The following is a 21433-nucleotide window of genomic DNA, read 5'->3' on the forward strand; positions in this document are numbered from 1 at the left end:
TCGGGGTGTGGCCCGACTCGATGGCCGAGCGCTGACCCAAATTCCGAGCGCAACCAGTACTTTCAACACCGTTACCGGAATCTGTCAAGGCATGAATCTCACGCGCCGCGGCTGGACGGTCGGGGCACTCGTCGCAGTGCTCGCCGTCCTCGCGGTCGTGTTTGCACGGCCGATCCTGCTCGCCGGGTCGGCCCTCCTCGGCGCGTGGCTGCTCGCTCACCAGTACCGCTTCACCCGGGACCTCGAGCGAACGGTCGCCTCGCTGTCGGTCGTGCAGTCGACCGCCCGGACGACCATCCGTACCGGAGACGAGATGCCGGTCACGCTCACTGTGAAGCGCGAAACCGAGACGTCCCTCTCGCTCGAGATTACTGCCGGGCTCCCGGTCGGCGCCACGACGACCGAACCCATCGCCGTGACGCTCGCACCGAGCGGCGAGCGAGCGGATCGAACGCGAACGATGCGCTGGCCCATCGCCGGCCGTCATTCGTTCGATCGCGCGACCGTGGTGGCGACGGACGGACTGTTCAGCGAGACGATCACCGCGGGGACGACGCCGACCGTGGCCGTCGAACCGCCCAGCCCCCGCGCGATCCACGTCGGTGAGGGCGGTGACCGGATCGCCGCCTCGTACGGCTCCCACGAGACCGGGCAGACGGGGTCGGGGATCGAGCTGGCGGAACTCCGCGAGTACGTGCCGGGCGATACGGAGAAGCAGATCGACTGGAAGGCAACGGCACGCCACGGGATGCCGTACGTCCGCGAATACGAGGCCGAGACCGACCGGCGGACGCTGCTGGTCGTCGACCACCGCGCCTCGCTCGCGACCGGCCCGCGAGCCGAGACGCAACTCGAGGCGCTCCGAGAGATCGCGCTCGTTATCGCGGGCAACGCACGCCGGCTCAACGATCCCCTCGGGCTCGTGACGGTCGGTGACGGCGGGATCACGAACCACATCGGGATAGCCTCGTCGGTCGTCAACTACGGCTCGGTCCGCCGCCACCTGCTCGAACTCGAGCCGACGGCGGCGGCCACCACGCCCGTGGCGACCGCCTCTCGACTGGACGGCCCGCAGTCGATGGGGGACGCGACGGCTGCGTCGTCCGCGACGACCGGGTCGGCCGAGACACACGAATCACAACCCTCGGACGAGACGACCACCTCGCCGATCGCACGCAACGGGAGCGGACGGCCCGCTGCACCGCGTCAGGACCGTCCTGCCCCAGCGGCCGTGCGACGATCGCTCGCCGACCTCGAGGGGATCGACGACGCGTTTGCGCGGACGCTACGCCCCTTCTATACCGATCGGGAGGTGTACCGGGAGCGGATCGCCGAGACGCCGCTGTACGGGGCTGTCGAGCGGACAGTGACGAACACGAAGGGATCGACCTGGACGGTCATCTGCACCGACGATTCGCGGCCGGCGGAACTGCACGAAACGGTCTCGCTCGCACGACGGGGCGGATCCCGAGTCACGGTCCTGCTCGCTCCCGCGGTGCTCTACGAGCCGGGTGGACTCGCGGATCTCGAGCGGGCCTACGACAGGTATCTCGCGTTCGAGGAGTTCCGTCGCGAACTCGCGAAACTCGACGACGTCACCGCCCTCGAGGTCGGGCCGGCCGACCGGCTGTCGGCAGTCCTTGAGGCGGGGAGATCGAGAGGGGGGCGCGCGTGAGCACCCGCATCGACTCGGTCCCGGCCGCGACCGGGCGGGACTGGCCGACCGGCGTCACCCTGGCGGCGCTCGTCGTCGCCTTCGGCGTCGTCGCCGGCCCGCTCGGCCTGCTCGCAGGGCTCGTGACCGCGCTCGTCGGATACGTGCTCGGACCGCCGTACGCGCTGGCGGCCGGCCACGTCGCGCTCGTGGCAGTCGTTCCAGAGGGGAGCGCGCTGAGCGTCGTCGTGCTCGTGGAAGCCGCGTTCGTCCTCGTCTTGCTCGTCCCGTTGCGTCGGGGTGCGAGTCCGGGGCGCACCGCGCTCGTCGCCGTCACCAGCGCGCTCGTGCTGGCGGGTGCCGCGTGGCTCGTCCTCGACACGCAGTCGATCGGGCTCGCCGCCACCGCGGTACTCGTGCTCCTCGGGATCGGCGCGTACGGACTCCACCGGTTCGAACTCGTTCGACTCGGCCTCGTCCCGGGGAGCGACGACGGAGACGCATCGACACCGCTCGAGACCGAGCCGACGGCTGGCTCGAGCGCTGAAACGACGACCGAACCCGCTACTGACCCATGAGTGCAAGTACTACTGATCTGGACGAGACGACGACTGACCCGGACGCGGATCGAGCCGACGGGTCGGACGAGGACCCGCTCGAGCCCGCGGCGCGGGCGGAACTCCTGGCGGCTGAAAACCAACGGTTACGGACCGAGTACGTTCGCGCCAGACAGTCACAATACCGTCGAACCGCAGCGGGATTGGCCCTCGTCGGCGTCGTCGCGGCCATCGGTGCAGTCGTGTTTCCCGACGGGCGGGAGGTGCTCTTCGCGCTCGCCGCGGTGGGGCTGTTCGGCGGGATACTCACGTACTACCTGACGCCGGGCACGTTCGTCGCCGCGGACGTCGGCGAACGGATCTACGCCGCGATGGCGGCCAACGAGGCCGCTATCGCCGGTGAGCTCGGCCTCGGCGACGATCGCATCTACGTCCCGGCCGGTGAGCCCGTGGATGCGCGCCTGTACGTCCCCCAGCGATCGACCGACGAGTTGCCCGCGCTCGACGAACTCGACGGGCCGTTCCTGACCGATCCCGATCACCGCGGACTCTCCCTCGAGCCGACCGGCGGGACGCTGTTCGAGGGGTTCGAACGCGCACTGACCGCGGAACTCGCGACCGCGCCGGCCCCGCTCGCGACCCAGCTCGCGGACGGCCTCGTCGAGCAGTTCGAACTGGCGGCCAGCGCCGAACCGGACGTCGACGTCCAGTCGGGCCGAGCCACCGTCGCGATCACTGCCAGCGCATTCGGCGCCGTTGACCGCTTCGATCACCCGATCGCCTCGTTCCTCGCAGTCGGGTTCGCCACCGGCCTCGAGCGACCGATCCGACTCGAGGTCACGCCGGGCGACGAGCGGTCGGACTGGCTGGTTACCTGCCGGTGGGACGATGATGATGATGATGATGCTGATACTGATGAGGCAAGTGTGGGTACAGACAGCAACTCGTGAAGAGACTGCGCACGACGAGGACGGTGGTGGCGATAAGCGAACTGAACCGGGAGCGGCGTGAGCGGTGTCGGTACTGCTCCGGCCGAGCATCGGTCGACATCGCGAACGCACCAGAAAAGTGAGGTGGATGCCCCGTCCTCAAGGTGCGAGCGGGTTCTCGGCCCCAAGCGAAGTAGGGTGGGGTAGTTTATTCGAAGGGATTGTTGCCGCCATCACCTGCTGCGAGCGAGTCGAACGCTTCGTTCGTCTCAGCACCCGGCGGCTCGATCGTATCGACGATCTCCGCGACGACATCCGCGGAATCGATGTCGCTGAGGTCGGCATCGGTACTCAGCACGAGCCGATGGCGCAACACCGCCACCGCCATCGACTTGATGTCGTCCGGAATCGCGTACTCGCGGCCGTTGATCGCGGCTCGTGCCTTCGAACCGTTGAGAAACGCCAGCGTTGCACGCGGTGAGGCACCGTGGGAGACGTCGGCGTGCTCGCGCGTCGCCGCGACGAGGTCGAGCACGTACTCCTTGACCGGTGGCGCGACGTGGACCGCCTGGACGGTTCGCCGCGCGTCGACGAGCGCCTGCGGATCGATGACCTGCTCGACGTCATCGGGCCCGAGATCCGGGGCATCGTCGAATCGGTCGAGGAGTTCGCGTTCGTCCGTTCGGTCCGGTAGCTCCAGTGTCAGTTTGAACTGAAAACGATCGCGCTGGGCCTCCGGGAGCTGGTACACTCCTTCGGTTTCGATCGGGTTCTGCGTCGCGACGACCATAAACGGGTCGGGCAGCGAGAGCGTTTCACCCTCGATCGTCACGCGACGCTCTTCCATCGCCTCGAGCAACGCGCTCTGGGTCTTCGGCGTCGCGCGGTTGATCTCGTCGGCGACCGCGAGGTTCGCGAAGACGGGACCGCGCTGGAGTTCGAACGTCCCCGCGCCCTGCCGGTAGATGTGCGTTCCCGTGATGTCGGCCGGGAGAGTGTCGGGCGTCATCTGGATCCGGTTATAGTCGAGGCCGGTCGTCCGCGCGAAGAGATTCGCGAGCGTCGTCTTGGCGATACCGGGGACCCCCTCGAGCAGGAGGTGCCCACGGGTCAAGAGCGCGATCGTCAGGTACTCGACGGCCTCGTCGTTGCCGATGAGAACGCGGTCGATCTCACTGTGTAGCGACTCGTAGATAGCTTCGGGATCACCGCTCGTCCCGTCGGCCGGATCCGTGGTACCGGTCATTCGTCGGTCTCCTCTTCCGAACGGGGATGGTTAAACGCTGTTATCATTCGCTGGATCTGGTCCTCGTCCCAGTCGGGATAGCGTCTGCGAAGGAACGCTGCGCGCTCGGCGTCCGAGAGTCTCGGGACACCCTGTCCGCTGTGGCGACTCTCGGCCGGTCGGTATCGCGCGGGAAGACGGGTCTGTGCGGCCTCGAGACCGGATCGAACGCTGACCCGCGAGAGTATCGCAACGAGCCCGATTCCGATGGTCCCGACGAGCAACTGGAGCAACGGCGAGTCACGAATCGTCAGCACCGCACCGGTCAGTGGGGGAACATCGGCACCGTGTGAGCGGTCGAAGACGACGTGATCGGCGTCGGCGTACAGCCCGCGTACGAACGGGGCATTATCCGGCTCGTCGTACATCGCGTTAATCGTGATACTGGGGTCGCCGACGACGACGACCTGCCCCTCGCTGACGTTCTCCACCGTCGCGACCGGATAGGATTGGAGTTCGTCCTGGTCGTCAAGCTCGTCTTCCTCGGGCCCGAGGTACGCGAAGTCACTCGTCGCGACCAGCACCGTCGCGTTTCCGGGTTCGATTGCCGTCCCGTAGTTGAGCGTCAGCCGGTCGACACCGGTCGTCAGCGTGTGGTTCTCGACGCCCGTCGCGACCGGCATCGTCGGCCCGCGGAAGTGATGGCGTTCGTCCCGCAGGAGCTGCCCGTTTGCCCGCGCCTCGGCGCCGACATCGGAGAGAAGGGCGTTCCCGTGGGTACCGAAGTTCTCGAGGACGACCAGCGTCCCGCCCTCGGCGACGAACTCTCGAACGCGTTCGGCGTCGTCCCCTGTATAGGGTTCGTCCGGCGCGATGACGAACGCGACCGTCTCGTTGGCCGGGAGATCCGTGTACTCGGCGGTGTCTCGCAGGAGCTCGCTCTCGACGGCCGGATCGTCTGCAGCGTCCTGCCGGAGCTCGGACGTCCCGTCCCAGGACGGGTTATAGAGCCCGAAGGATGACGATGACGTCGCGGCCACGGTTCCCAGCGCGACGAGCACGGTCACGACGAGCGCGAGTAACAACACTCGCGGCCAGTCGACTCCACCACCGTCGCCGAGGACGCCCTCGTACCAGCTCATTGAGTCACCTCCGAGACTCGAGCCGACGGTCGATCCGGGGAGCGCCCCACGCCGCGGTTCATACGGGAACCACCTCCGATGGGAGAATTTCGAGGATCCGTCTAACGACGATGACCGCGAACCCGACGAGACCGAGTAGAATGAGCCACCGAAGCCGGCGTCGCCACGTCGGCGTGACGTTGAACGGGGCCGTCAGCTCCGTGACGATCAGAAAGCCGATGAGCGAGCAGACGAAAACCAGCTCGTAGGAGAGCGCGTTCAGCAGCGCGAGGACGAGGACCGTCGCGACCATCCACGCGACGTTCCCGCGGACGAACTGCATCCGGCGCTGGGTCGCCATTACTCCAACGGGCAACGTCGGGATACCTAAACGTAGCGCACTTTGCACGGCAGCGGTGACGATCACTGTAAGGAGGGTCCTTGCCCTTCAGCCGGTCTCATTCCGGCGTCGTGACTGTCGCGGAGTGAACCCACCCGCGAACGTCACACCTTTTGCGACGACCCCTGAAGGCCGAGGCGATGTGGCCCTGGGGACACCTCGCCGTCGCGTATCTGGTATACACCGTCTACAGTCACCGACGCGATGGCCGTCCACCGCGAGCGCTTCCCGTGATCGCGCTCGCCGTCTGGTATCGTGACGGAACACCCGGTCTCGGCACCGTTTGGCGCGGCCTCGAGCGGGCAGTCGAGACCGCATCGTGACCGGAGCGTAGCCCAAAGTCGGCCCAACCTGAATCCGCAGACAGATTACCAGTAACTAACCCTTTCGACTCAGTAACCGCGGGACAGCGGGTCGCGCGGCCGCTGGAGACCGTCCGACGGATCGCCGGATGGTCACTGTTGTCGGTATGAAACCGCATGTAGAACGCAGTAGGTAACTCAAAACAATCATCGGCCGACGATATCACTCCGACGAGCCAGAAGTATGGCACACGATTCACCGGCCGGTACGGACGACGCCGCTCGAGCGCGGGCGATCGGCGAGGAACTCGCTCGAACGACCGCCGAGCCGCCGGTCACCGTCCGCTGTGAGGGAGTCACCCACCGGTACGGCGATGACTCGTCCGGACTCCGGAGCGCGTCGTCGCGATCCGTAACCGCGCTCCGGGACGTGTCGTTCGAGGCCCGCGCCGGCGAGGTAGTCGGCCTCGTCGGACCGAGCGGCAGCGGCAAGTCGACGGTACTTCACGTCGTCGGGGGCCTGCTCGAGCCGAGCGAGGGGACCGTCACCGTCCTCGAGACGGATCTGACGGCGCTCTCTGCGGCCGAGCGGACGAGACTGCGCCGCGATCACGTCGGCTTCGTCTTCCAGCAGTTCCACCTGCTGCCGTCGCTGTCGGCGCGGGAGAACGTCGCGCTCCCGCTGATCGAACGCGGCGTCGGACGACGCGAGCGCCAGCGGCGGGCGGCTGCGTTACTCGAGCGGGTCGGTCTCGGCGACCGCACGACGCACAAGCCGGGCGAACTCAGCGGCGGGGAGCAACAGCGCGTCGCGATCGCGCGGGCGCTGGTGACCGATCCGGAGATCGTCCTCGCCGACGAGCCGACCGGCGAGCTCGACACCGAAACCGGCGCGCGCGTCCTCGACCTGCTCGTCGACGTCGCGGACGATCGGACGGTGCTTGTAGCGACCCACGACGAGCGGGCGATCGAGGTGACGGACCGCGTGCTCCGGCTGCTCGACGGGGTGGTGACGACCGATGCGGGATGAGAGGGTGAGACGAGATGGCTGACCGGACTTCGGACCGGAACGGAGGAGCCCCTCGAGGCCGCCGGCTTCGGCGGTGGCTCGGGCTCGGCCGGCTCTCGCTCGGCCGACTGGTGTCGCAGCTGCGGCGACTGCCGAGACAGACCGCCGTGACGGTCTCCCTCGTCGCGCTCACGATCGCCCTGCTGGTGGTCGTGACCGGGATCGCCACCGGTCTCGCGGCCGATCCGACGGCCGACGACGAGGCCGATATCCGCGTCGTTCCCGAGGGGGGCGGAACGCTCTCGTCCGTCGTCGACGTCGAGAGCGCGCGGCTCGGCGACGTCCACGAGACCGCGGCGGCGATCGAGCGCCGCGACGACGTCACGTACGCGACGCCGGTCCTCACGGAGGCCGTCAGGGTTCGAACAGCGGGGAGCGACGAACCCGAAACCGTGCTCGCGATGGGTGTCGTTCCGCCGGATGAACCGACCGAAATCGAGGGCGTCTCGACCGCCTCGCTCGAGCCGGGGGACCCCCACTACGCGAACGGCACCTACGATGGGCCGCGGACGGGCGAAATCGTGCTAACGGACGCCGCGGCGGACGGGATCGACGCGTCGGCGGGAGACGATCTCGAGGTGCGGGGTTCGATGCTCGAAGCGGCGAACCGGTCCGGGGAGGACGATCGGTCTCCGACGCACACCGTGACGGCCGTCGAGGACGTGGCGGCCACTGATTTGAGCGGCGAGCTTCCGCTCGTCGTGCTCCACCTGAGCGAGCTCCAGTCGATGACCGGCGCCGACGACGCCGATCTCGCCGATCAGGTACTCGTCGAGACCGAGGCGGGGACATCGACGGCGGCCGCCGAGTCAGCAGCCGAAGACGCGTATCCGAACGCGACGATCCAGTCCGGGGACGACGGCGGGTTCGCGTCGATCCGGGGCGACGAGTTCGCGCTCGCGACGAGCCTCGTCGCCCTCGTCGTCGCAGTCGTGATTTGCTCGCTATTCGTGGCGACCTCGTCGGCGCTGACGATCGACCGGGACCGGCAGGCCATCGCAGTGCTCGCGGCGGTCGGATTCTCGGTTCGCTCGCGCCTGGCCATCGTCGCGCTGACGACGCTGAGTCTGACGCTGGTCGGAGCGGTCGCCGGCGTCGTCCTCGGCCTGGCCGGTATCTCGCTCACGAACTACGTGGCGACGGCGACCGTCGCACCGGGTCCGATCGCGACGTCCCGGCCGGCGTTCGCCCCGTACGCCATTGGGGTCGCGCTGATCGCCGGCATCCTCGCGCTCCCGTACCCGCTGTATCTCGTCGCTCGAACGAACGTCGTCGCCGAACTGGGTCGATAACATGGGTCGACGACTCACCAAAGGGCGCGCGATCGCAGGGCTCGCGGTCAGTCAGGTGCGCCACGAGCGCGGCCGGACCGTCCTCGTCGTCCTCGCGATCGCGCTGGCCGTCCTCGCCGTCACGCTACTGGCGAGTCTCGGGCTCGGGGTCCTACAGACCGGCGAGGAACGGTTCGACCGGGCCGGACAGGACGTCTGGATCTCGGGGGAAAGCGTCGAACTGACGGCGACCGGCGGTCTCGAGAACCCGATCACGGACTCCCATCGGATCGCCGACGACCTCGAGCGGCGCGACGACGTCGAGAGCGCCTCGCCGCTCGCCTTCCACGCGATCTACGTCGGGACGGAGCCGGACGACCTCGAGCTCGTGACGGGGGTCGGCGTCCCGGGAACACAGGACGCCCGCACCGACACCGGCGACGGCTTCTCGGCGGGCGACGCCCACTACGCCGACGGGAGTTACGACGGGCCGATGAGTCGGGAAATCGTCATCGACCCGCAGACGGCAGAGACGTTCGATATCGGCGTCGGCGACGAGATCCACGTCGGGACGAGCCGGGAGACCGCCGCGGAACGGGAGTTCGAGGTCGTCGGGATCTCTTCGACGTACTCGTCGTTTCTCGGCACGTCGACGGTGACGATGCCGCTCAGCGAGTTACAGGAACTCACCGGAACCGCGGGCTCGGATCGGGCGACGTTCGTGACCGTCACCACGGCGGACGACGCCGACCGAGGCGCCGTTAGCGACGACATCCAGCGATCGTATCCGGAGTACGACGTCCGGACGAGCGACGAGCAGTTCGAGTCGATGCTGAGCGAGTACCTGCTGGTGCTCGCCAGCGGAGCGACGCTCGTCGTACTGGCGCTCGTTGCCGGGATCGCACTGACGACGAACACCCTCGTTCTCGTGGCTGTCCAGCAGCGCGAGGAGCTCGCAGCCCTGCGGGCGCTCGGTCTCTCGCGCGGACTGATCGCGGGCGTGGTCGGCGGCCAGGGGTTCGCACTCGGTGCGCTCGGCGGGCTCCTTGGCCTCCTCGCGACGCCAGTCTGTGCGTTCGGTCTGAATCAGCTGGCAGTCCGATTCGTCGGATTCGAAACTCTGCTGCGAACGCCGCCGAGTATCTATGCGGCCGGGCTCGCGATCGCGATCGGAATCGGAACCCTCGGTGCCCTGGTCGCCGGCTGGCGGGCGGCGCGGTACGCTCGCGTCGACGCGCTCCACGCCTGACAACGGTCGAGCGCATCCGCGTCCGGACATATCGGCGTGAGGCCCGCTGCTACAGGTCCATCCCGCCGTTGACGTCGATCACTTCTCCCGTCACGTACGAGGAGTCCTCGCTGGCGAGAAACCGAACGACGGCCGCGATGTCCTCGACGTCGGCCAACCGCGCGAGCGGGATGCCGGCGATGATCCGGTCGAGCACCTCGTCCGGGACGCTCTCGAGCATGTCGGTCGCGGTGAAGCCGGGCGCGACGCAGTTGGCCGTCGAGCCGCCCTGGGCGAGCTCGAGGGCGATCGTCCGGGTGAAGCCGAACATGCCGCTTTTCGCGGTGGCGTAGTTGGCCTGGCCGAAGTTGCCCTGTTTGCCGACGACGCTCGAGATGTTGATCAGTCGGCCCTCCTCGGCGTTCCAGATGTCGTCGTAGAACAGCTGGGTACAGTTGAACGTGCCGCCGAGATTGACGTCCATGACGCGATCCCACTCCTCGCGGGACATCTCCGTGAACTGCTTGTCGGCCGTGATCCCGGCGTTGTTCACGAGCACGTCGGCTGGGCCGAACGCCTCGTGACAGACCTCGACCATGTGTTCGACATCGGCGCGATCGGAGACGTCGGCCCTGGCGGCGACGGCGGCACCGCCCGCCGATTCGATCGATTCGACGGCATCGTGTGCCGCCCCTTCCGACGACCGGTAGTTGATGACGACGTTCGCACCTTCCTGTCCGAGATACTCCGCGATACCCCGACCGATCCCCTTCGCCGAGCCCGTGATCACACAGGTACGACCATTCATGGACATGACTGGCACATTCAACGTCCGATGGTAAATAACGACCCGATAGGTATCAGGATGACGCGCCTGAGACAAACCCGACTCGAAGCCGACGGGAAGCGCTGTATAGGCCCCGTCGAGCAGTGCCGAATCGGACGCAGTTCACCGCCGATCCGGTTGCGTTGACGAGTGTAACAGCGGCTCGAGCGACCGATCGCTACGGAGTTCGATCTCTGGGGATCCTACAGGCGGGGAAAATCGAGACGGGAATCCGTGGAGGAGAAACGGAGAGACTACTGCTCTCGAGCCTGGTCGCTCCAGTCCTCGATCCGGCTGGGTGAGATCCCGGTTTCGGCGGCAAGTTCGGCGACATCGGCGGCCGCGAGCTGCTCGAACGTGTCGATACCGGCTGCGGCGAGATCATCCGCGTACGCCTGACCGACACCCGACAGATCGGTTAGATCGTCGGTTTCGGACTGGATCTCGGAGGCGGCCTCCTCGCCGGCGACTTCCTCGACGACGTCCTCGTCGACGGTCATCTCGCCCGGCTCCGCGGGCTCCGCCTGAACGTCGTCTTCGGCCCGCTCGACGATCTCGTCGTCCGAGCGGTCGCTCGTCTCGGACTCGAGAGTAGTGTCGGCGACAGTGTCAGTGTCGGCATCGGCGTCAGTATCGGCGTCGCCATCCGCGTCGGTGTCGGACCCCGTTTCGGCGCTCGTGCCGCCGTTCGCGAGGTCTTCAGCGCCCGACTCGTCGCCCGCGACGTCCTCGGCGAGGGCAGCGTCAGCTTCTTCCGATTCCGGCGTTTCGGGCCCGGATTCCAAGTCGGTGCCATTCGATCGCTCCTCGAACCACTCGGAAACCTGTGGCCAGAGTTCCTCGTGGCTCCGCGAGGAGACGGACATCCCGATGTGGCCCGTCGCGAACTCGAGGATCTCGGTGTCGGTCGAGGCGATCGCGTCGTTGAACGGCTTGGACGCCTCCGGCGGAATGAGGTGGTCGTACTCCGCGACGATCTGGAGGACGGGCATGTCGATATTCGTGATATCGACGTGTTCGCCGCCCAGTTCGAGCTCGTTCTCGTAGAGCTTGTTCTCCTGGTAGATGTCCCGGATGAACTCCTCGTAAGCGACGCCGGCCATGTCGATACCCTCGTCGAGCCAGCGCTCCATGCGAGCGAAGTTCTCGACGAAGTCCTCGTCGCCCATGTTGTCGTAGAACCGGACGTACTTCGTCACGTTGTTCGCGATGGGATCCATCAGCGCGAACCCGATGTCGAGGAACTCCGCGGGAACGTTGCCGAAGGTATCGGTGACCCGTTCGGGGTCGTAGTAGTCCTCCCCGCCCCAGAGTTCGAGGACGCCGCCGTCGCCGTCGAAACAGAGGCCGGCGGCCATCAGCGCGAGGTTCTCGACTTTTTCGGGGTAGAGCGAGGCGTACATGGCCGACTTCGTGCCGCCCATGCAGTAGCCGAGGATGTTGATCGAGTCCCGCCCGGAGCGCTCGCGGACGACGTCGACGCAGTTGTCGATGTAGCGGTTGACGTAGTCGTCGATGGACAGCGAGCGATCCAGCTTGGACGGCTCACCCCAGTCGATCAGGTAGACGTCGAAGCCGGCCTCGAGCAGCGTCTGGACCACGGAGCGGTCGGGCTGAAGATCGAGGATGTACGGCTTGTTGATCAGCGCATAGACGATGAGGATGGGAACGTCGTGTTGCTCCTCCGTCATCGGCTCGTAGTGGAGGAGCTCGAGTTTGTTCTCCTCGTAGACGACCTCGCTGGGCGTCTGCCCGACGTCGATGTTCTCGACGGTTTCGGTGCGGTCGGGCGCGACCCGCGTCTTCTCGGCCAGGTCGGCGGTCGCCTCCCAAGCCTGCCGTTGCATGTTTAGTGCAGTTGCGAAGGGGTTGTTCATTGCTCGTCTTCCAGGTGCTCGAGCACGCGATCGAGTTTCTGCTCGACGGCGTGCTGGCGGCGCTCGAGTTCGACGAGGCGGTCACCGATTTCGACGACGTCGCCTTCGGTCGCGAAGCCCAGCGAGTTGAGCGTCTCCTGGGCGGCCTCGTCGGCCTGTTCCTGAAGCTCGAGGACGTCGCCGACGGTCTCGCCGGTCATCTTGGCGAAGGCGGTCGTCGACATGACCTCCTTGAACGCCTCGTTCGCCGTGTTGAGCCAGATATCGCGGAACTCCTCGACGTCGACGTCCTCGCCCTCGAGCTGATCGTTCGCCCGCTCGACCATCTGCTGGGAGGCGTTCATCCACGTCTCGTAGGCGCGGGCGTAGCCCTCGACGCCGTCGGAGATTTCGGTGTCGTCGCTGGCCTCGCCGACGGTCTCCGACCAGCTCTCGACGAACTGTGCCTGCGCTTCCATATTGTCCTCGAGGGCCTCGAGGAATTGCTCGTTCCACTGTTCGGCGAACGCGTTCCAGTCTTGCATCGGGGGCTGTGAGTCTGACATGGGTGAAAATTGACGGTTGTACGGTAAAAAACTGCGCCCGGATTTACGCCGAGACGTCGAACTCGTCGGCGGCCTCTTCGACGTTTTCGGCGACGGCACCGACGTTCTCCTCGGCCTGCTCGTGAGCCTCGAGGTAGGCGTCGAACGACGTGTCGACGACCTCCGCGTAGCTTGCGGCGAACTCATCGTAGGCGACCTCGGACTCCTCGAGTGCTTCGAGGTAGGCGTCGATCGACTGCGACTGGGCCTCGGTGGCCGAGTCGAAGCCGTCGTCGACGAGTTCGCGGAGCTCGCCAAAGTCGGCGGCCTCCTCGGGCAGCGACGCCTCGAGGGCGTCGAAGTAGGCGTGAATTGCGCCCTTGGTCAGCTCGGCGTTGGACTCGGCGAGCGAGCTCGACGTCTCGATGGCGTCGGCGAAGGCGCTGATCGAGGTCTTCTGGGCCTCGAGAGCGTCGTGGGTGAGGGACTGGCTCTGTTCGATTGCGGTGCGCTGTGCGTCGAAGACTGCGGTGAATGGGTTCTGTGTCATGATTGATCCTCTCGGTTGCGTTTGACGGGAACGACGATCGTCTGGACGATATCGCCCTCTTCGATGTCGAGGGCTTCCCGTTCGGGGCCGGGAATGCTGATCCGACCGCCGCTCTGGACGCGGGCCTTGAACGTCGCCGTGCCCATGTTCATGGGACCGAACGCCGAGGCGTTCTCGAGCGGGTTCGCCGACGTGGCCTGCAACAACTGTTTCATCATCTCCTGCTGGGAGTCGGCGACCTGCTCGCCGGCTTCCTGCATCTCCTGCATTCCCTCCGTAAACATCGCGGGCGGGAACCAGGGCGATCGGTCGGAGTCGTCCGTCATCAACAGTATATTGGATCGCAGACACCATAAGGCTTTCCACTAGATACCATCTAATGGTAGAGAGTGGTTTTGGTTGGATCGACCCACCAATCATTGACTCGGATGAGCGACAACCGCGATCGAAATCTAACCGTACGAATCCAACACGAACGCCGAAATCGGACCGGAGAACGCTACTAAGAGATTTTTACTCCGGATTTGGAACGGTAAAACGGTGTTGAAGCAGCCAAAGAAGTCATATATACGCCACGCCTAGCCGCCCGTAGATGTCACACCAGAACGCTGGCGAAGACAACCTCGCTGCCATGACGAACGCGTGGTCGGCGATGACGCGAGGATTTCTTCGAACCGCGACTGCGGCGAATCGTGCCGCCGTTTCCGCGATGTTTCCAACCATCGACGGCGAGAACGGCCCGGAACCGAACAGGATCGCCCCGCCGATCCCGTCGGTCGAGTACTCCGACCTCGACTGGCAGTTCGATCGCACCGTCGACGATCCCGATCACATCAGCGTCGGCGACACCGTCACGTTCGAGAAGGCGCTCACCGACGCGGACGTCCGCGCGTTCGCCGCGGTCAGCGGCGACACGAACCGCCTCCACCTCGACGAGGAGTTCGCGGCCGATACCCGCTTCGGCGAACGCATCGTCCACGGGACGCTCGTCTCCGGGCTCATCAGCTCCGCCCTCGCTCGACTCCCCGGACTCACCATCTACCTCTCACAGGACCTCGAGTTCAGCGGCCCCGTCGGCGTCGGCGACCGGGTGTCGGCCCGCGTCGAAATCGTTGAGGACCTCGGGAACGACCAGTACCGCCTCGAGACGGTCGTCCGCGACGAGGACGACGACGCGACCGTGATCGACGGCGAGGCCGTCGTACTGATCGACGACCTGCCCGCAGAGTAGCGTTTTTCCACCGACTTAAGCCAGCGTTTTCCACGATGTACTCACAGCAACGCTGCTAAGTAGCTCCTCGCGGAACGGCCGCACATGACCCTCTTCGGAACTGCAGGGATTCGCGGCCCGATCGAGGACGTTTCGCCCTCGCTCGCACTCGCCGTCGGTCAGGCCGCCGGCGAACCCGGCGAAACGTTCGTCGTCGGTCGCGACGGCCGGGAGACGGGACCCGCGCTCGCGGCGGCGATGGAGGCCGGCCTCGAGAGCGCCGGAGCCGACGTCCGCCGGCTCGGACAGGTACCGACCCCGACGCTCGCCTTCGCCTCGCGCGGGCGACGCGGCGTGATGCTTACAGCAAGTCACAACCCGCCCGCCGACAACGGCATCAAACTCTTCGCCGACGGCGTCGAGTACGACGGCGACGCGGAGCGAACGATCGACGACCGCGTCGCGAGCGAGGGCGCGCGACTCGCTCGCTGGGACGAGTGGGGCGAGTCCGAACGCCTCGCCGTGCTCGATCGGTATCTCGACGCCGTCGAGGAGTACGTCCGCGAGCAGTTCGGCGATCGGACGCCGACCACCGGGGACGCAACGCCGGACGAACCGCTCGCGGGCCGTCGGATCGCCGTCGACTGCGGCAACGGCGTGGGCGCGCTCGCGACGCCGCAGGTCCTCGAGCGACTCGGCGCGGATATCGTCGCGATCAACGCGTCCGTCGACGGCCACTTCCCGGGCCGCGAGAGCAAACCTACGCCGGAGACGCTCTCGGAGTTCACCGCGTTTCTCGGTGACGGCGACTTCGATCTCGGGCTCGCTCACGACGGTGACGCCGACCGCCTCGTCGTCCTCGGCCCCGACGGTGGAGTGATTCACGAGGACACCGTCCTCGCCGTCGTCGCGGCCCGCTACACCGCCGACAGCGACGCGGATGATCCCGTCGTCGTCACTACGCCCAACGCCTCCGCACGCATCGACGAGCGTGTCCGCGCGGCCGGCGGTCGAGTCGAGCGCGTCCAGCTGGGGTCGCTCCACGAGGGAATCGCGCGCGAACGCTCTCGAGGAGGCGAGGACACCGAGATCGTCTTCGCCGCCGAGCCCTGGAAACACATCCACACCGCCTTCGGCGGCTGGATCGACGGCGTGGTCAGCGCCGCGGTCGTCGCTGCGCTCGTTGCCGACGCCGGTGATACAGATCGGCTCCGGGACCCCGTCACCGAACGCCCCTACCGAAAGGTCAGCATCGAGTGCCCGGACGCGGCCAAGGCCGACGTGATGGCCGCCCTCGAGACCGAGCTCCCCGCGGCGTTTCCGGACGCGACGGTCGACACGGACTACGGCGTCCGCCTCGAGTTCGCTGACGCGTCGTGGCTGCTCGTTCGACCGAGCGGAACGGAGCCGTACGTCCGCCTCTATGCGGAGAGCGATTCAGTCGACGACCTCGTCACCGACGCGCGTTCGGTCATCGAAACGGCGGTCGCGGAGCGCTAAGCGAGCGGAGAACTGCTCGATCGGTTACGGCTCGAGGATATCGCGGAGAACGAGCGTGGCCAGCATTCTCTCGGAACCGGGTGCTCAGCAGGACTCGTCCTGCGGGAGGCTCGCAACTGTAGACGCGGGAGCGTGTCACCAATTTCGACGGGTATATACTGGAGGGTTACGCTAATCAGTCCCATGACGCATAACAGACGACGATTTCTCACGGGTGCAACTGCAGCAGGGCTCACCGGCATCGCCGGTTGCGTCGGCGGGTTCGGCGGCGAAGGCGACGCGGAGTATCAGGTCGGAATGGTGTACGCGACCGGCGGGCTCGGCGACGACTCGTTCAACGACATGGCCAAGCAGGGAGTCGTGGACGCGCGCGACGAATTCGACCTCGCGTTCGACGAGACCGAACCGGGGGCCGCAAGCGAGTTCGATGGAGCACAGCGGGACTTCGCGGAATCCGGCGACTACGATCTGATCAGCTGTATCGGATACGCGCAAGCCGATGCCCTCTCGGGGAACGCGCCCGAGTATCCCGATCAGAGCTTCATGATCATCGACTCGGTCGTCGAGGAAGACAACGTCCGGAGCTACGTGTTCGGGGAACCCGAAGGCTCGTTCCAGGTTGGCCACCTCGCAGGCCTGTTGACGGACCAGGAGTTCGCGGCCGGTGCCGGCGAGACGAATCCCGACGAGAGTGTGGTCGGCTTCGTCGGTGGCGTCGAATCGCCGCTGATCGAATCGTTCCAAGCTGGGTTCGAGGCCGGCGTCGAGCACGCCAACGAGGACGCAGAGGTCGTCTCGTCGTACGTCGGCGGCTTCAACGACACTGCGGGCGGTCAGTCGGCCGCTCGATCGATGTACCAGGACCAGGGAGCCGACATCGTCTTCCACGCGGCCGGTCGAACCGGGATCGGCGTCTTCCAGGCGGCACAGGACGAAGGCCGGTTCGCGATCGGCGTCGACGACGACCAGTCGGTCTCGAACCCGGACTTCGCCGACGTCATCCTTGCGAGCATGGTCAAGCGCGTCGACACCGCGGTCTACTCCGCGATCGAGTCCGTCGTCAACGACAACTTTGCCGGCGGCGAGACCGAGACCCTCGGCCTCGATCAGGAGGGTGTCGCCAACGTCTACGGCAACGAGCTCGGCGACGAGATCCCGCAGGACGTGAAGGATCAGGTCGCAGAGTCCCGACAGGCGATCATCGACGGCGAGATCGACGTCCCAAGCGAACTGTAATCGAATGAGCGATTCCGGAGCGGGAACGACCGACGGGACGGGACCGAGTACGGGGGTGGACGCTGGAACTACCGACCGGACGAGTACGGGCAGCGACCTCGCAGTCCACCTCGACGGCATTACCAAGCGTTTCCCGGGGGTCGTCGCGAACGACGACGTCGACCTCCGCGTCGAACGGGGGACAGTCCACGCCCTGCTCGGCGAGAACGGGGCCGGCAAGACGACGCTGATGAACGTCCTCTACGGGCTCTACGAGCCCGAGGAGGGCCGCGTCGTCGTCGACGGCGAGGACCGATCGTTCGACTCGCCTCGAGACGCCATCGACGCCGGCATCGGGATGATCCACCAGCACTTCATGCTGGTCGATCCCATGACGGTCGCCGAGAACATCGCGCTGGGAAATGAACCCACGAAGTGGTTCGGCATGGCGGTCGACCACGACCGCATCGACCGCGAGATTCGCGACCTCTGCGACCGGTACGGCTTCGACGTCGATCCGGGGGCCACGGTCGAAGACGTGGGCGTCGGCGTCCAGCAGCGCGTCGAGATCCTCAAGGCGCTGTTCCGCGGTGCGGACATCCTCATCCTCGACGAGCCGACCGCCGTCCTCACACCGCAGGAGGTCGAGGGTCTCTATGCCGTCCTCGAGGAACTCACCGATCAGGGGAAGACGATTATTTTCATCACGCACAAACTCGAGGAAGCAACCCACGCCGCCGACGCGATCACCATCCTCAGGGACGGGAAGTCCGTCGGGACTGTCGATCCGGACGGCACGAGCCGAAAAGAGCTGGCCGAGCGCATGGTCGGTCGGGAGGTCCTCCTCGAGGCCGAATCCGAGCCGGTCGAGACCGGCGATGTCGTCCTCTCGGCGGACGATGTCATCGTCAGGGACGCCCGCGATATCGAGGTCGTTTCGGGGATCGACCTCGACGTTCGCGCGGGCGAAATTCTCGGTATCGCGGGCGTCGACGGCAACGGACAGGCCGAGCTGGTCGAAGCGATCACCGGTCTGAAGGCGCCCGACGAGGGCGAGATCACCTACGACGGAACGGATATCACGGAGTGGTCTCGCCGCCAACGGATCGAGAACGGAATGGCCTACGTTCCGGAGGACCGCCACGAGCGCGGGCTCGTCATGCCATTCGACCTCGTCGAAAACGGCGTCCTCGGCAGCCAGCGCTCGCCTCGGTTCGCCAACGGTGGCCGGATCGACTGGCCCGGGGTCCGCGATCACACCGAGGAGATCATCGACACCTACGACGTCCGACCGCCGGACGCGGACGCCGACGCGCAGTCCCTCTCGGGCGGGAACCAACAGAAGTTCATCGTCGGCCGCGAGTTCGAACGCGACCCGTTGCTCGTCGTCGCGACCCACCCCACTCGCGGGGTCGACATCGGATCGACGGAGTTCATCCACGAGCGCCTGCTCGACCTTCGACGGGAGGGCGTCGCGATACTGCTCGTCTCCTCGAACCTTGAGGAAGTGCAGGCCCTCTCCGACCGACTGGCAGTGATCTACGAGGGCGAATTCATCGACATCACCTCCCCCAACGACGTGACCGAAGAGGAACTCGGCTTGCTCATGGCCGGCCAACGGCCGGGCCAACGCAATACGGACGGATCGGCCAGAGGTGACGGTCAATGAGGGAGCGACTCGAGCACCTCCTCGAGCGCCTCGTTCGGGCGTCAGCTCTCGAGCGGATCCTCATCAGCGTCGCGGCGCTGTTCGCTGCCGTCCTCGTCGGCGGGGTGCTCGTGTTCGTGTCCGGCGGCTTTGCCACCTGCCGGACCGGCCTCGATCTGGGCGGCTGGACGTTCTGTTACAACCCGATGCAGGTCTACTACGAGCTGTTCCTCGGCGCGCTCGGCCACCCGTTCGAGAGCGGCTGGGAGCTCACCAATTTCGGCTTCGCGACGACGCTGCGGCGAACGACGCTGCTGATCTTCGCGGGGCTGTCCGTCGCGGTGGCGTTCCGCGCCGGCCTGCTCAACATCGGAACGCAAGGACAGCTGGTCGTCGGCGGGCTGGCGACGGCCGTCACCGTCGTCTACGCGGCGGCGATCGTCCCCGGCGGGTTCATCGGAACAATCGTCCTTATCCCGCTGGGCGTGTTCGCAGGCGCAGTCGTCGGCGGGTTCTACGGCGCGATTCCGGGGGTACTGAAGGCGTACGGCGACGCCAACGAGGTCATCACGACGATCATGCTCAATTTCGTTGCGACCGGCGTCACGGCGACGGTGCTGTCCTGGCAGTTCCAGGACCCGAACAGTAACAACCCGCAGACCAGACCCGTCCCCGGGTACGCAGAGATTCCGAACCTTCCCGTGATCGGGTTCGGCGGTCGAATGGACTTCTCGCTGCTCGCGCTGGCCTTCGCCGTCACGCTCATGATCGGGATCGCCTGGCTGTTCGCCCGAACCTCGTTCGGGTACGAACTGCGCACGAGCGGCCTCCAACCCGAGGCCGCCGCCTACGGCGGGGTCGACGACCGGCGCATGACCGTCGCGAGCATGACCCTCTCGGGCGCGCTCGGCGGCATCGGCGGCGCGTTCTGGGTGCTCATGGTTCACGGTAAATGGCTCAAGAACGTGCCCTCGCTTGGCTTCGACGGCATTGCCGTCTCGGTGCTCGCGGGGAACAACCCGCTGGGTGTCGGCGCGGCGGCGCTCCTGTTCGGTATCTTCGATAGCGGCGAGAGCTCGATCGGGACGGGAACGGACGTCCCGCCGGAGCTGGTCGGCATCCTAACGGGGCTTATCATCCTCTTCGTCGCGATGCCGGAGTTCTTCCGGATGCTCGGACTGCGCTTCCTCGGCACGAGGACGTCACGGCCGACTCGCGCGGACGGCGGTGAGGGAGGTGAAGTCGATGAGTAACCTGGTCTCGAAGCGAACCGCCGGGGCAGCCGCGGTTCTCACTGCCATCTGGATCGTCGTCGGACTGCTCGCCCCCGACTCGTGGCCCGGCGTCTTGCTCTCGATCGCCGCCAGTCCGAACACGCACACGAAAACGCTCCGGCTCGCCGTCCCCATCGCGCTCGCCGCGATCGGCGGCATCTTCGCCGAAAAGAGCGGCGTCATCAACATCGGGATCGAAGGGCTGCTCATCGTCTCGGGGTTCAGCTCGATTGTCGCTACCTACTGGCTCGGTTCCGGAAGCACGACGATGGGGCTGTCGAACCACTGGTGGGGACTCGTCGTCGGCGTCCTCGTCAGCGTCCTGTTCGCGCTGATCTTCGCGATCGTTTGCATCGAGTTCAAGGCCGATCAGATCATCGCCGGGCTCGCGGTCTGGCTCATCGCCCTGGGACTCGCACCGTTCGTCTCCCGGATCGTCTTCGGGAGTCCGAACGCCACCACCATGGGGACGTTCAAACCCGTCACGATCCCGCTGCTGTCGGAGATTCCGCTCCTCGGATACCTGCTGTTCGATACGCCACCGCAGGTGTATCTCATGCTGTTCGGTGCCGTGGCAGGCTGGTACCTGCTCTCCCGGACGAGCTTCGGCCGCTGGGTCGTCGCCAGCGGCGAGAACCCGAAGGCGCTCGACACGGCCGGCGTCGACGTCCGAAAGGTCCGCTACGCCGCGGTCCTCCTCTCGGGCGTCTTCGCCGGCCTCGGCGGCGCGGGCTTCGCGCTCGGCCAGCTCGGAACCTTCGCCGGCGGCGGCCAGACTGACATCGCCGGACGCGGGTTCATCGCGATCGCCACCTACCTGCTCGCGAACTACCACCCGATCGGCGCCCTGCTCGGGTCGTTCCTCTTCGCGGGACTCACCTCGATGCAAGACAGCCTCCAGGCAGCCGGGTACGCCATCCCGACCGAACTCATCCGGACGATCCCCTACGTGACGGTGATCGTCGTCCTCGTGTTCGTCGGCCGTACCCGACTGCCCGAGGCCGCCGGTGACGATTACGAATCCGGCGAGGACTAAGCGCTTCGTCGACCTTC

The 21433-nt window shown here is 66.5% G+C and carries 20 protein-coding genes and 1 pseudogene; 13 read left to right on the plus strand and 8 right to left on the minus strand.

What is annotated here, in order from left to right; all coding sequences use genetic code 11:
* Nucleotides 1-91: 91 nt before the first annotated feature.
* The 3 genes from LDH74_RS10110 to LDH74_RS10120 are packed head-to-tail and all read left to right on the plus strand — an operon-like array spanning nt 92 to nt 3161.
* Nucleotides 92-1675 (plus strand): DUF58 domain-containing protein, encoded by a 1584-nt coding sequence (locus LDH74_RS10110; RefSeq protein ID WP_226042375.1) that lies wholly within the window; start codon nt 92-94, stop codon nt 1673-1675.
* Entirely contained in the window at nt 1672-2232 is a 561-nt protein-coding gene (locus LDH74_RS10115) for a hypothetical protein (protein ID WP_226042376.1), read from the plus strand. Before LDH74_RS10110 ends, LDH74_RS10115 begins: the two co-directional genes overlap by 4 nt.
* A complete protein-coding gene (locus LDH74_RS10120; RefSeq protein WP_226042377.1) occupies nt 2229-3161 on the plus strand; it encodes a hypothetical protein in 933 nt (310 codons plus the stop codon). The genes LDH74_RS10115 and LDH74_RS10120 overlap by 4 nt, the downstream gene beginning before the upstream one ends.
* 187 nt (nt 3162-3348) lie before the next feature.
* On the opposite strand, the gene LDH74_RS10125 is transcribed toward LDH74_RS10120, so the two are convergent.
* From LDH74_RS10125 to LDH74_RS10135, 3 genes are read right to left on the minus strand one after another with little or no spacing between them, the layout of a single operon-like run.
* Complete coding sequence (locus LDH74_RS10125; protein ID WP_226042378.1) at nt 3349-4386, minus strand: MoxR family ATPase; 1038 nt, start codon at nt 4384-4386, stop codon at nt 3349-3351.
* Entirely contained in the window at nt 4383-5507 is a 1125-nt protein-coding gene (locus tag LDH74_RS10130; RefSeq protein ID WP_226042379.1) for a DUF4350 domain-containing protein, read from the minus strand. The genes LDH74_RS10125 and LDH74_RS10130 overlap by 4 nt, the downstream gene beginning before the upstream one ends.
* Nucleotides 5508-5565: 58 nt before the next feature.
* Nucleotides 5566-5829, minus strand: coding sequence for a hypothetical protein (locus LDH74_RS10135; RefSeq protein ID WP_226042520.1), 264 nt, complete (start codon nt 5827-5829; stop codon nt 5566-5568).
* Nucleotides 5830-6026: 197 nt separating this feature from the next.
* On the opposite strand from LDH74_RS10135, the pseudogene LDH74_RS10140 reads away from it, so the two are divergent.
* From LDH74_RS10140 to LDH74_RS10155, 4 genes and pseudogenes are all read left to right on the plus strand, one after another.
* A pseudogene (locus LDH74_RS10140) lies at nt 6027-6134 on the plus strand (metal-dependent hydrolase); the annotation flags it as partial.
* Between the two features lie 298 nt (nt 6135-6432).
* The gene (locus LDH74_RS10145) at nt 6433-7218 is read left to right on the plus strand and encodes an ABC transporter ATP-binding protein (RefSeq protein ID WP_226042380.1); all 786 of its coding nucleotides are present in this window, start codon (nt 6433-6435) and stop codon (nt 7216-7218) included.
* Between the two features lie 14 nt (nt 7219-7232).
* The gene (locus LDH74_RS10150) at nt 7233-8549 is read left to right on the plus strand and encodes an ABC transporter permease (protein WP_226042381.1); all 1317 of its coding nucleotides are present in this window, start codon (nt 7233-7235) and stop codon (nt 8547-8549) included.
* 1 nt (nt 8550) lies between these two features.
* Complete coding sequence (locus tag LDH74_RS10155) at nt 8551-9777, plus strand: ABC transporter permease (RefSeq protein WP_226042382.1); 1227 nt, start codon at nt 8551-8553, stop codon at nt 9775-9777.
* 49 nt (nt 9778-9826) lie between these two features.
* On the opposite strand, the gene LDH74_RS10160 is transcribed toward LDH74_RS10155, so the two are convergent.
* The 5 genes from LDH74_RS10160 to LDH74_RS10180 form a co-directional block, all read right to left on the minus strand.
* Entirely contained in the window at nt 9827-10570 is a 744-nt protein-coding gene (locus LDH74_RS10160; protein ID WP_226042383.1) for a beta-ketoacyl-ACP reductase, read from the minus strand.
* A 266-nt stretch (nt 10571-10836) separates the two neighbouring features.
* Nucleotides 10837-12459, minus strand: a complete 1623-nt coding sequence (gene phaC, locus LDH74_RS10165) for a class III poly(R)-hydroxyalkanoic acid synthase subunit PhaC (protein WP_226042384.1) — start codon at nt 12457-12459, stop codon at nt 10837-10839.
* On the minus strand, nt 12456-13004 hold the full coding sequence (locus tag LDH74_RS10170; protein ID WP_226042385.1) for a poly(R)-hydroxyalkanoic acid synthase subunit PhaE: 549 nt from the start codon (nt 13002-13004) through the stop codon (nt 12456-12458). The genes phaC and LDH74_RS10170 overlap by 4 nt, the downstream gene beginning before the upstream one ends.
* A gap of 43 nt (nt 13005-13047) precedes the next feature.
* Nucleotides 13048-13533, minus strand: a complete 486-nt coding sequence (locus LDH74_RS10175; protein ID WP_226042386.1) for a hypothetical protein — start codon at nt 13531-13533, stop codon at nt 13048-13050.
* Nucleotides 13530-13859 (minus strand): AbrB/MazE/SpoVT family DNA-binding domain-containing protein, encoded by a 330-nt coding sequence (locus LDH74_RS10180; RefSeq protein WP_226042387.1) that lies wholly within the window; start codon nt 13857-13859, stop codon nt 13530-13532. Before LDH74_RS10180 ends, LDH74_RS10175 begins: the two co-directional genes overlap by 4 nt.
* 266 nt (nt 13860-14125) lie before the next feature.
* On the opposite strand from LDH74_RS10180, the gene LDH74_RS10185 reads away from it, so the two are divergent.
* The 6 genes from LDH74_RS10185 (at nt 14126) to LDH74_RS10210 (ending at nt 21416) form a co-directional block, all read left to right on the plus strand.
* Nucleotides 14126-14764, plus strand: a complete 639-nt coding sequence (locus LDH74_RS10185; protein WP_226042388.1) for a MaoC family dehydratase — start codon at nt 14126-14128, stop codon at nt 14762-14764.
* Between the two features lie 84 nt (nt 14765-14848).
* A complete protein-coding gene (locus LDH74_RS10190) occupies nt 14849-16243 on the plus strand; it encodes a phosphomannomutase (protein ID WP_226042389.1) in 1395 nt (464 codons plus the stop codon).
* A 183-nt stretch (nt 16244-16426) separates the two neighbouring features.
* Complete coding sequence (locus LDH74_RS10195) at nt 16427-17479, plus strand: BMP family protein (protein WP_226042390.1); 1053 nt, start codon at nt 16427-16429, stop codon at nt 17477-17479.
* A 4-nt stretch (nt 17480-17483) separates the two neighbouring features.
* Nucleotides 17484-19127, plus strand: a complete 1644-nt coding sequence (locus tag LDH74_RS10200) for an ABC transporter ATP-binding protein (protein ID WP_226042391.1) — start codon at nt 17484-17486, stop codon at nt 19125-19127.
* Complete coding sequence (locus LDH74_RS10205; RefSeq protein ID WP_226042392.1) at nt 19124-20359, plus strand: ABC transporter permease; 1236 nt, start codon at nt 19124-19126, stop codon at nt 20357-20359. Before LDH74_RS10200 ends, LDH74_RS10205 begins: the two co-directional genes overlap by 4 nt.
* Nucleotides 20352-21416, plus strand: coding sequence for an ABC transporter permease (locus LDH74_RS10210; protein WP_226042393.1), 1065 nt, complete (start codon nt 20352-20354; stop codon nt 21414-21416). Before LDH74_RS10205 ends, LDH74_RS10210 begins: the two co-directional genes overlap by 8 nt.
* The last annotated feature ends 17 nt before the right edge of the window (nt 21417-21433 follow it).

The sequence above is a fragment of the Natrinema sp. DC36 genome (assembly GCF_020405225.1).
GTDB lineage: Archaea > Halobacteriota > Halobacteria > Halobacteriales > Natrialbaceae > Natrinema.

Excerpts from the sequence above, each read along its gene's own strand:
- LDH74_RS10205 (WP_226042392.1), top strand. The coding sequence starts at position 19,124 with ATGAGGGAGCGACTCGAGCACCTCCTCGAGCGCCTCGTTCGGGCGTCA.
- LDH74_RS10200 (WP_226042391.1), top strand. The coding sequence starts at position 17,484 with ATGAGCGATTCCGGAGCGGGAACGACCGACGGGACGGGACCGAGTACG.
- LDH74_RS10195 (WP_226042390.1), top strand. The coding sequence starts at position 16,427 with ATGACGCATAACAGACGACGATTTCTCACGGGTGCAACTGCAGCAGGG.
- LDH74_RS10185 (WP_226042388.1), top strand. The coding sequence starts at position 14,126 with ATGTCACACCAGAACGCTGGCGAAGACAACCTCGCTGCCATGACGAAC.
- LDH74_RS10120 (WP_226042377.1), top strand. The coding sequence starts at position 2,229 with ATGAGTGCAAGTACTACTGATCTGGACGAGACGACGACTGACCCGGAC.
- LDH74_RS10125 (WP_226042378.1), bottom strand. The coding sequence starts at position 4,386 with ATGACCGGTACCACGGATCCGGCCGACGGGACGAGCGGTGATCCCGAA.
- LDH74_RS10150 (WP_226042381.1), top strand. The coding sequence starts at position 7,233 with ATGGCTGACCGGACTTCGGACCGGAACGGAGGAGCCCCTCGAGGCCGC.
- LDH74_RS10145 (WP_226042380.1), top strand. The coding sequence starts at position 6,433 with ATGGCACACGATTCACCGGCCGGTACGGACGACGCCGCTCGAGCGCGG.
- LDH74_RS10130 (WP_226042379.1), bottom strand. The coding sequence starts at position 5,507 with ATGAGCTGGTACGAGGGCGTCCTCGGCGACGGTGGTGGAGTCGACTGG.
- LDH74_RS10170 (WP_226042385.1), bottom strand. The coding sequence starts at position 13,004 with ATGTCAGACTCACAGCCCCCGATGCAAGACTGGAACGCGTTCGCCGAA.
- phaC (WP_226042384.1), bottom strand. The coding sequence starts at position 12,459 with ATGAACAACCCCTTCGCAACTGCACTAAACATGCAACGGCAGGCTTGG.
- LDH74_RS10180 (WP_226042387.1), bottom strand. The coding sequence starts at position 13,859 with ATGACGGACGACTCCGACCGATCGCCCTGGTTCCCGCCCGCGATGTTT.
- LDH74_RS10135 (WP_226042520.1), bottom strand. The coding sequence starts at position 5,829 with ATGCAGTTCGTCCGCGGGAACGTCGCGTGGATGGTCGCGACGGTCCTC.
- LDH74_RS10190 (WP_226042389.1), top strand. The coding sequence starts at position 14,849 with ATGACCCTCTTCGGAACTGCAGGGATTCGCGGCCCGATCGAGGACGTT.
- LDH74_RS10160 (WP_226042383.1), bottom strand. The coding sequence starts at position 10,570 with ATGTCCATGAATGGTCGTACCTGTGTGATCACGGGCTCGGCGAAGGGG.
- LDH74_RS10110 (WP_226042375.1), top strand. The coding sequence starts at position 92 with ATGAATCTCACGCGCCGCGGCTGGACGGTCGGGGCACTCGTCGCAGTG.
- LDH74_RS10155 (WP_226042382.1), top strand. The coding sequence starts at position 8,551 with ATGGGTCGACGACTCACCAAAGGGCGCGCGATCGCAGGGCTCGCGGTC.
- LDH74_RS10210 (WP_226042393.1), top strand. The coding sequence starts at position 20,352 with ATGAGTAACCTGGTCTCGAAGCGAACCGCCGGGGCAGCCGCGGTTCTC.
- LDH74_RS10175 (WP_226042386.1), bottom strand. The coding sequence starts at position 13,533 with ATGACACAGAACCCATTCACCGCAGTCTTCGACGCACAGCGCACCGCA.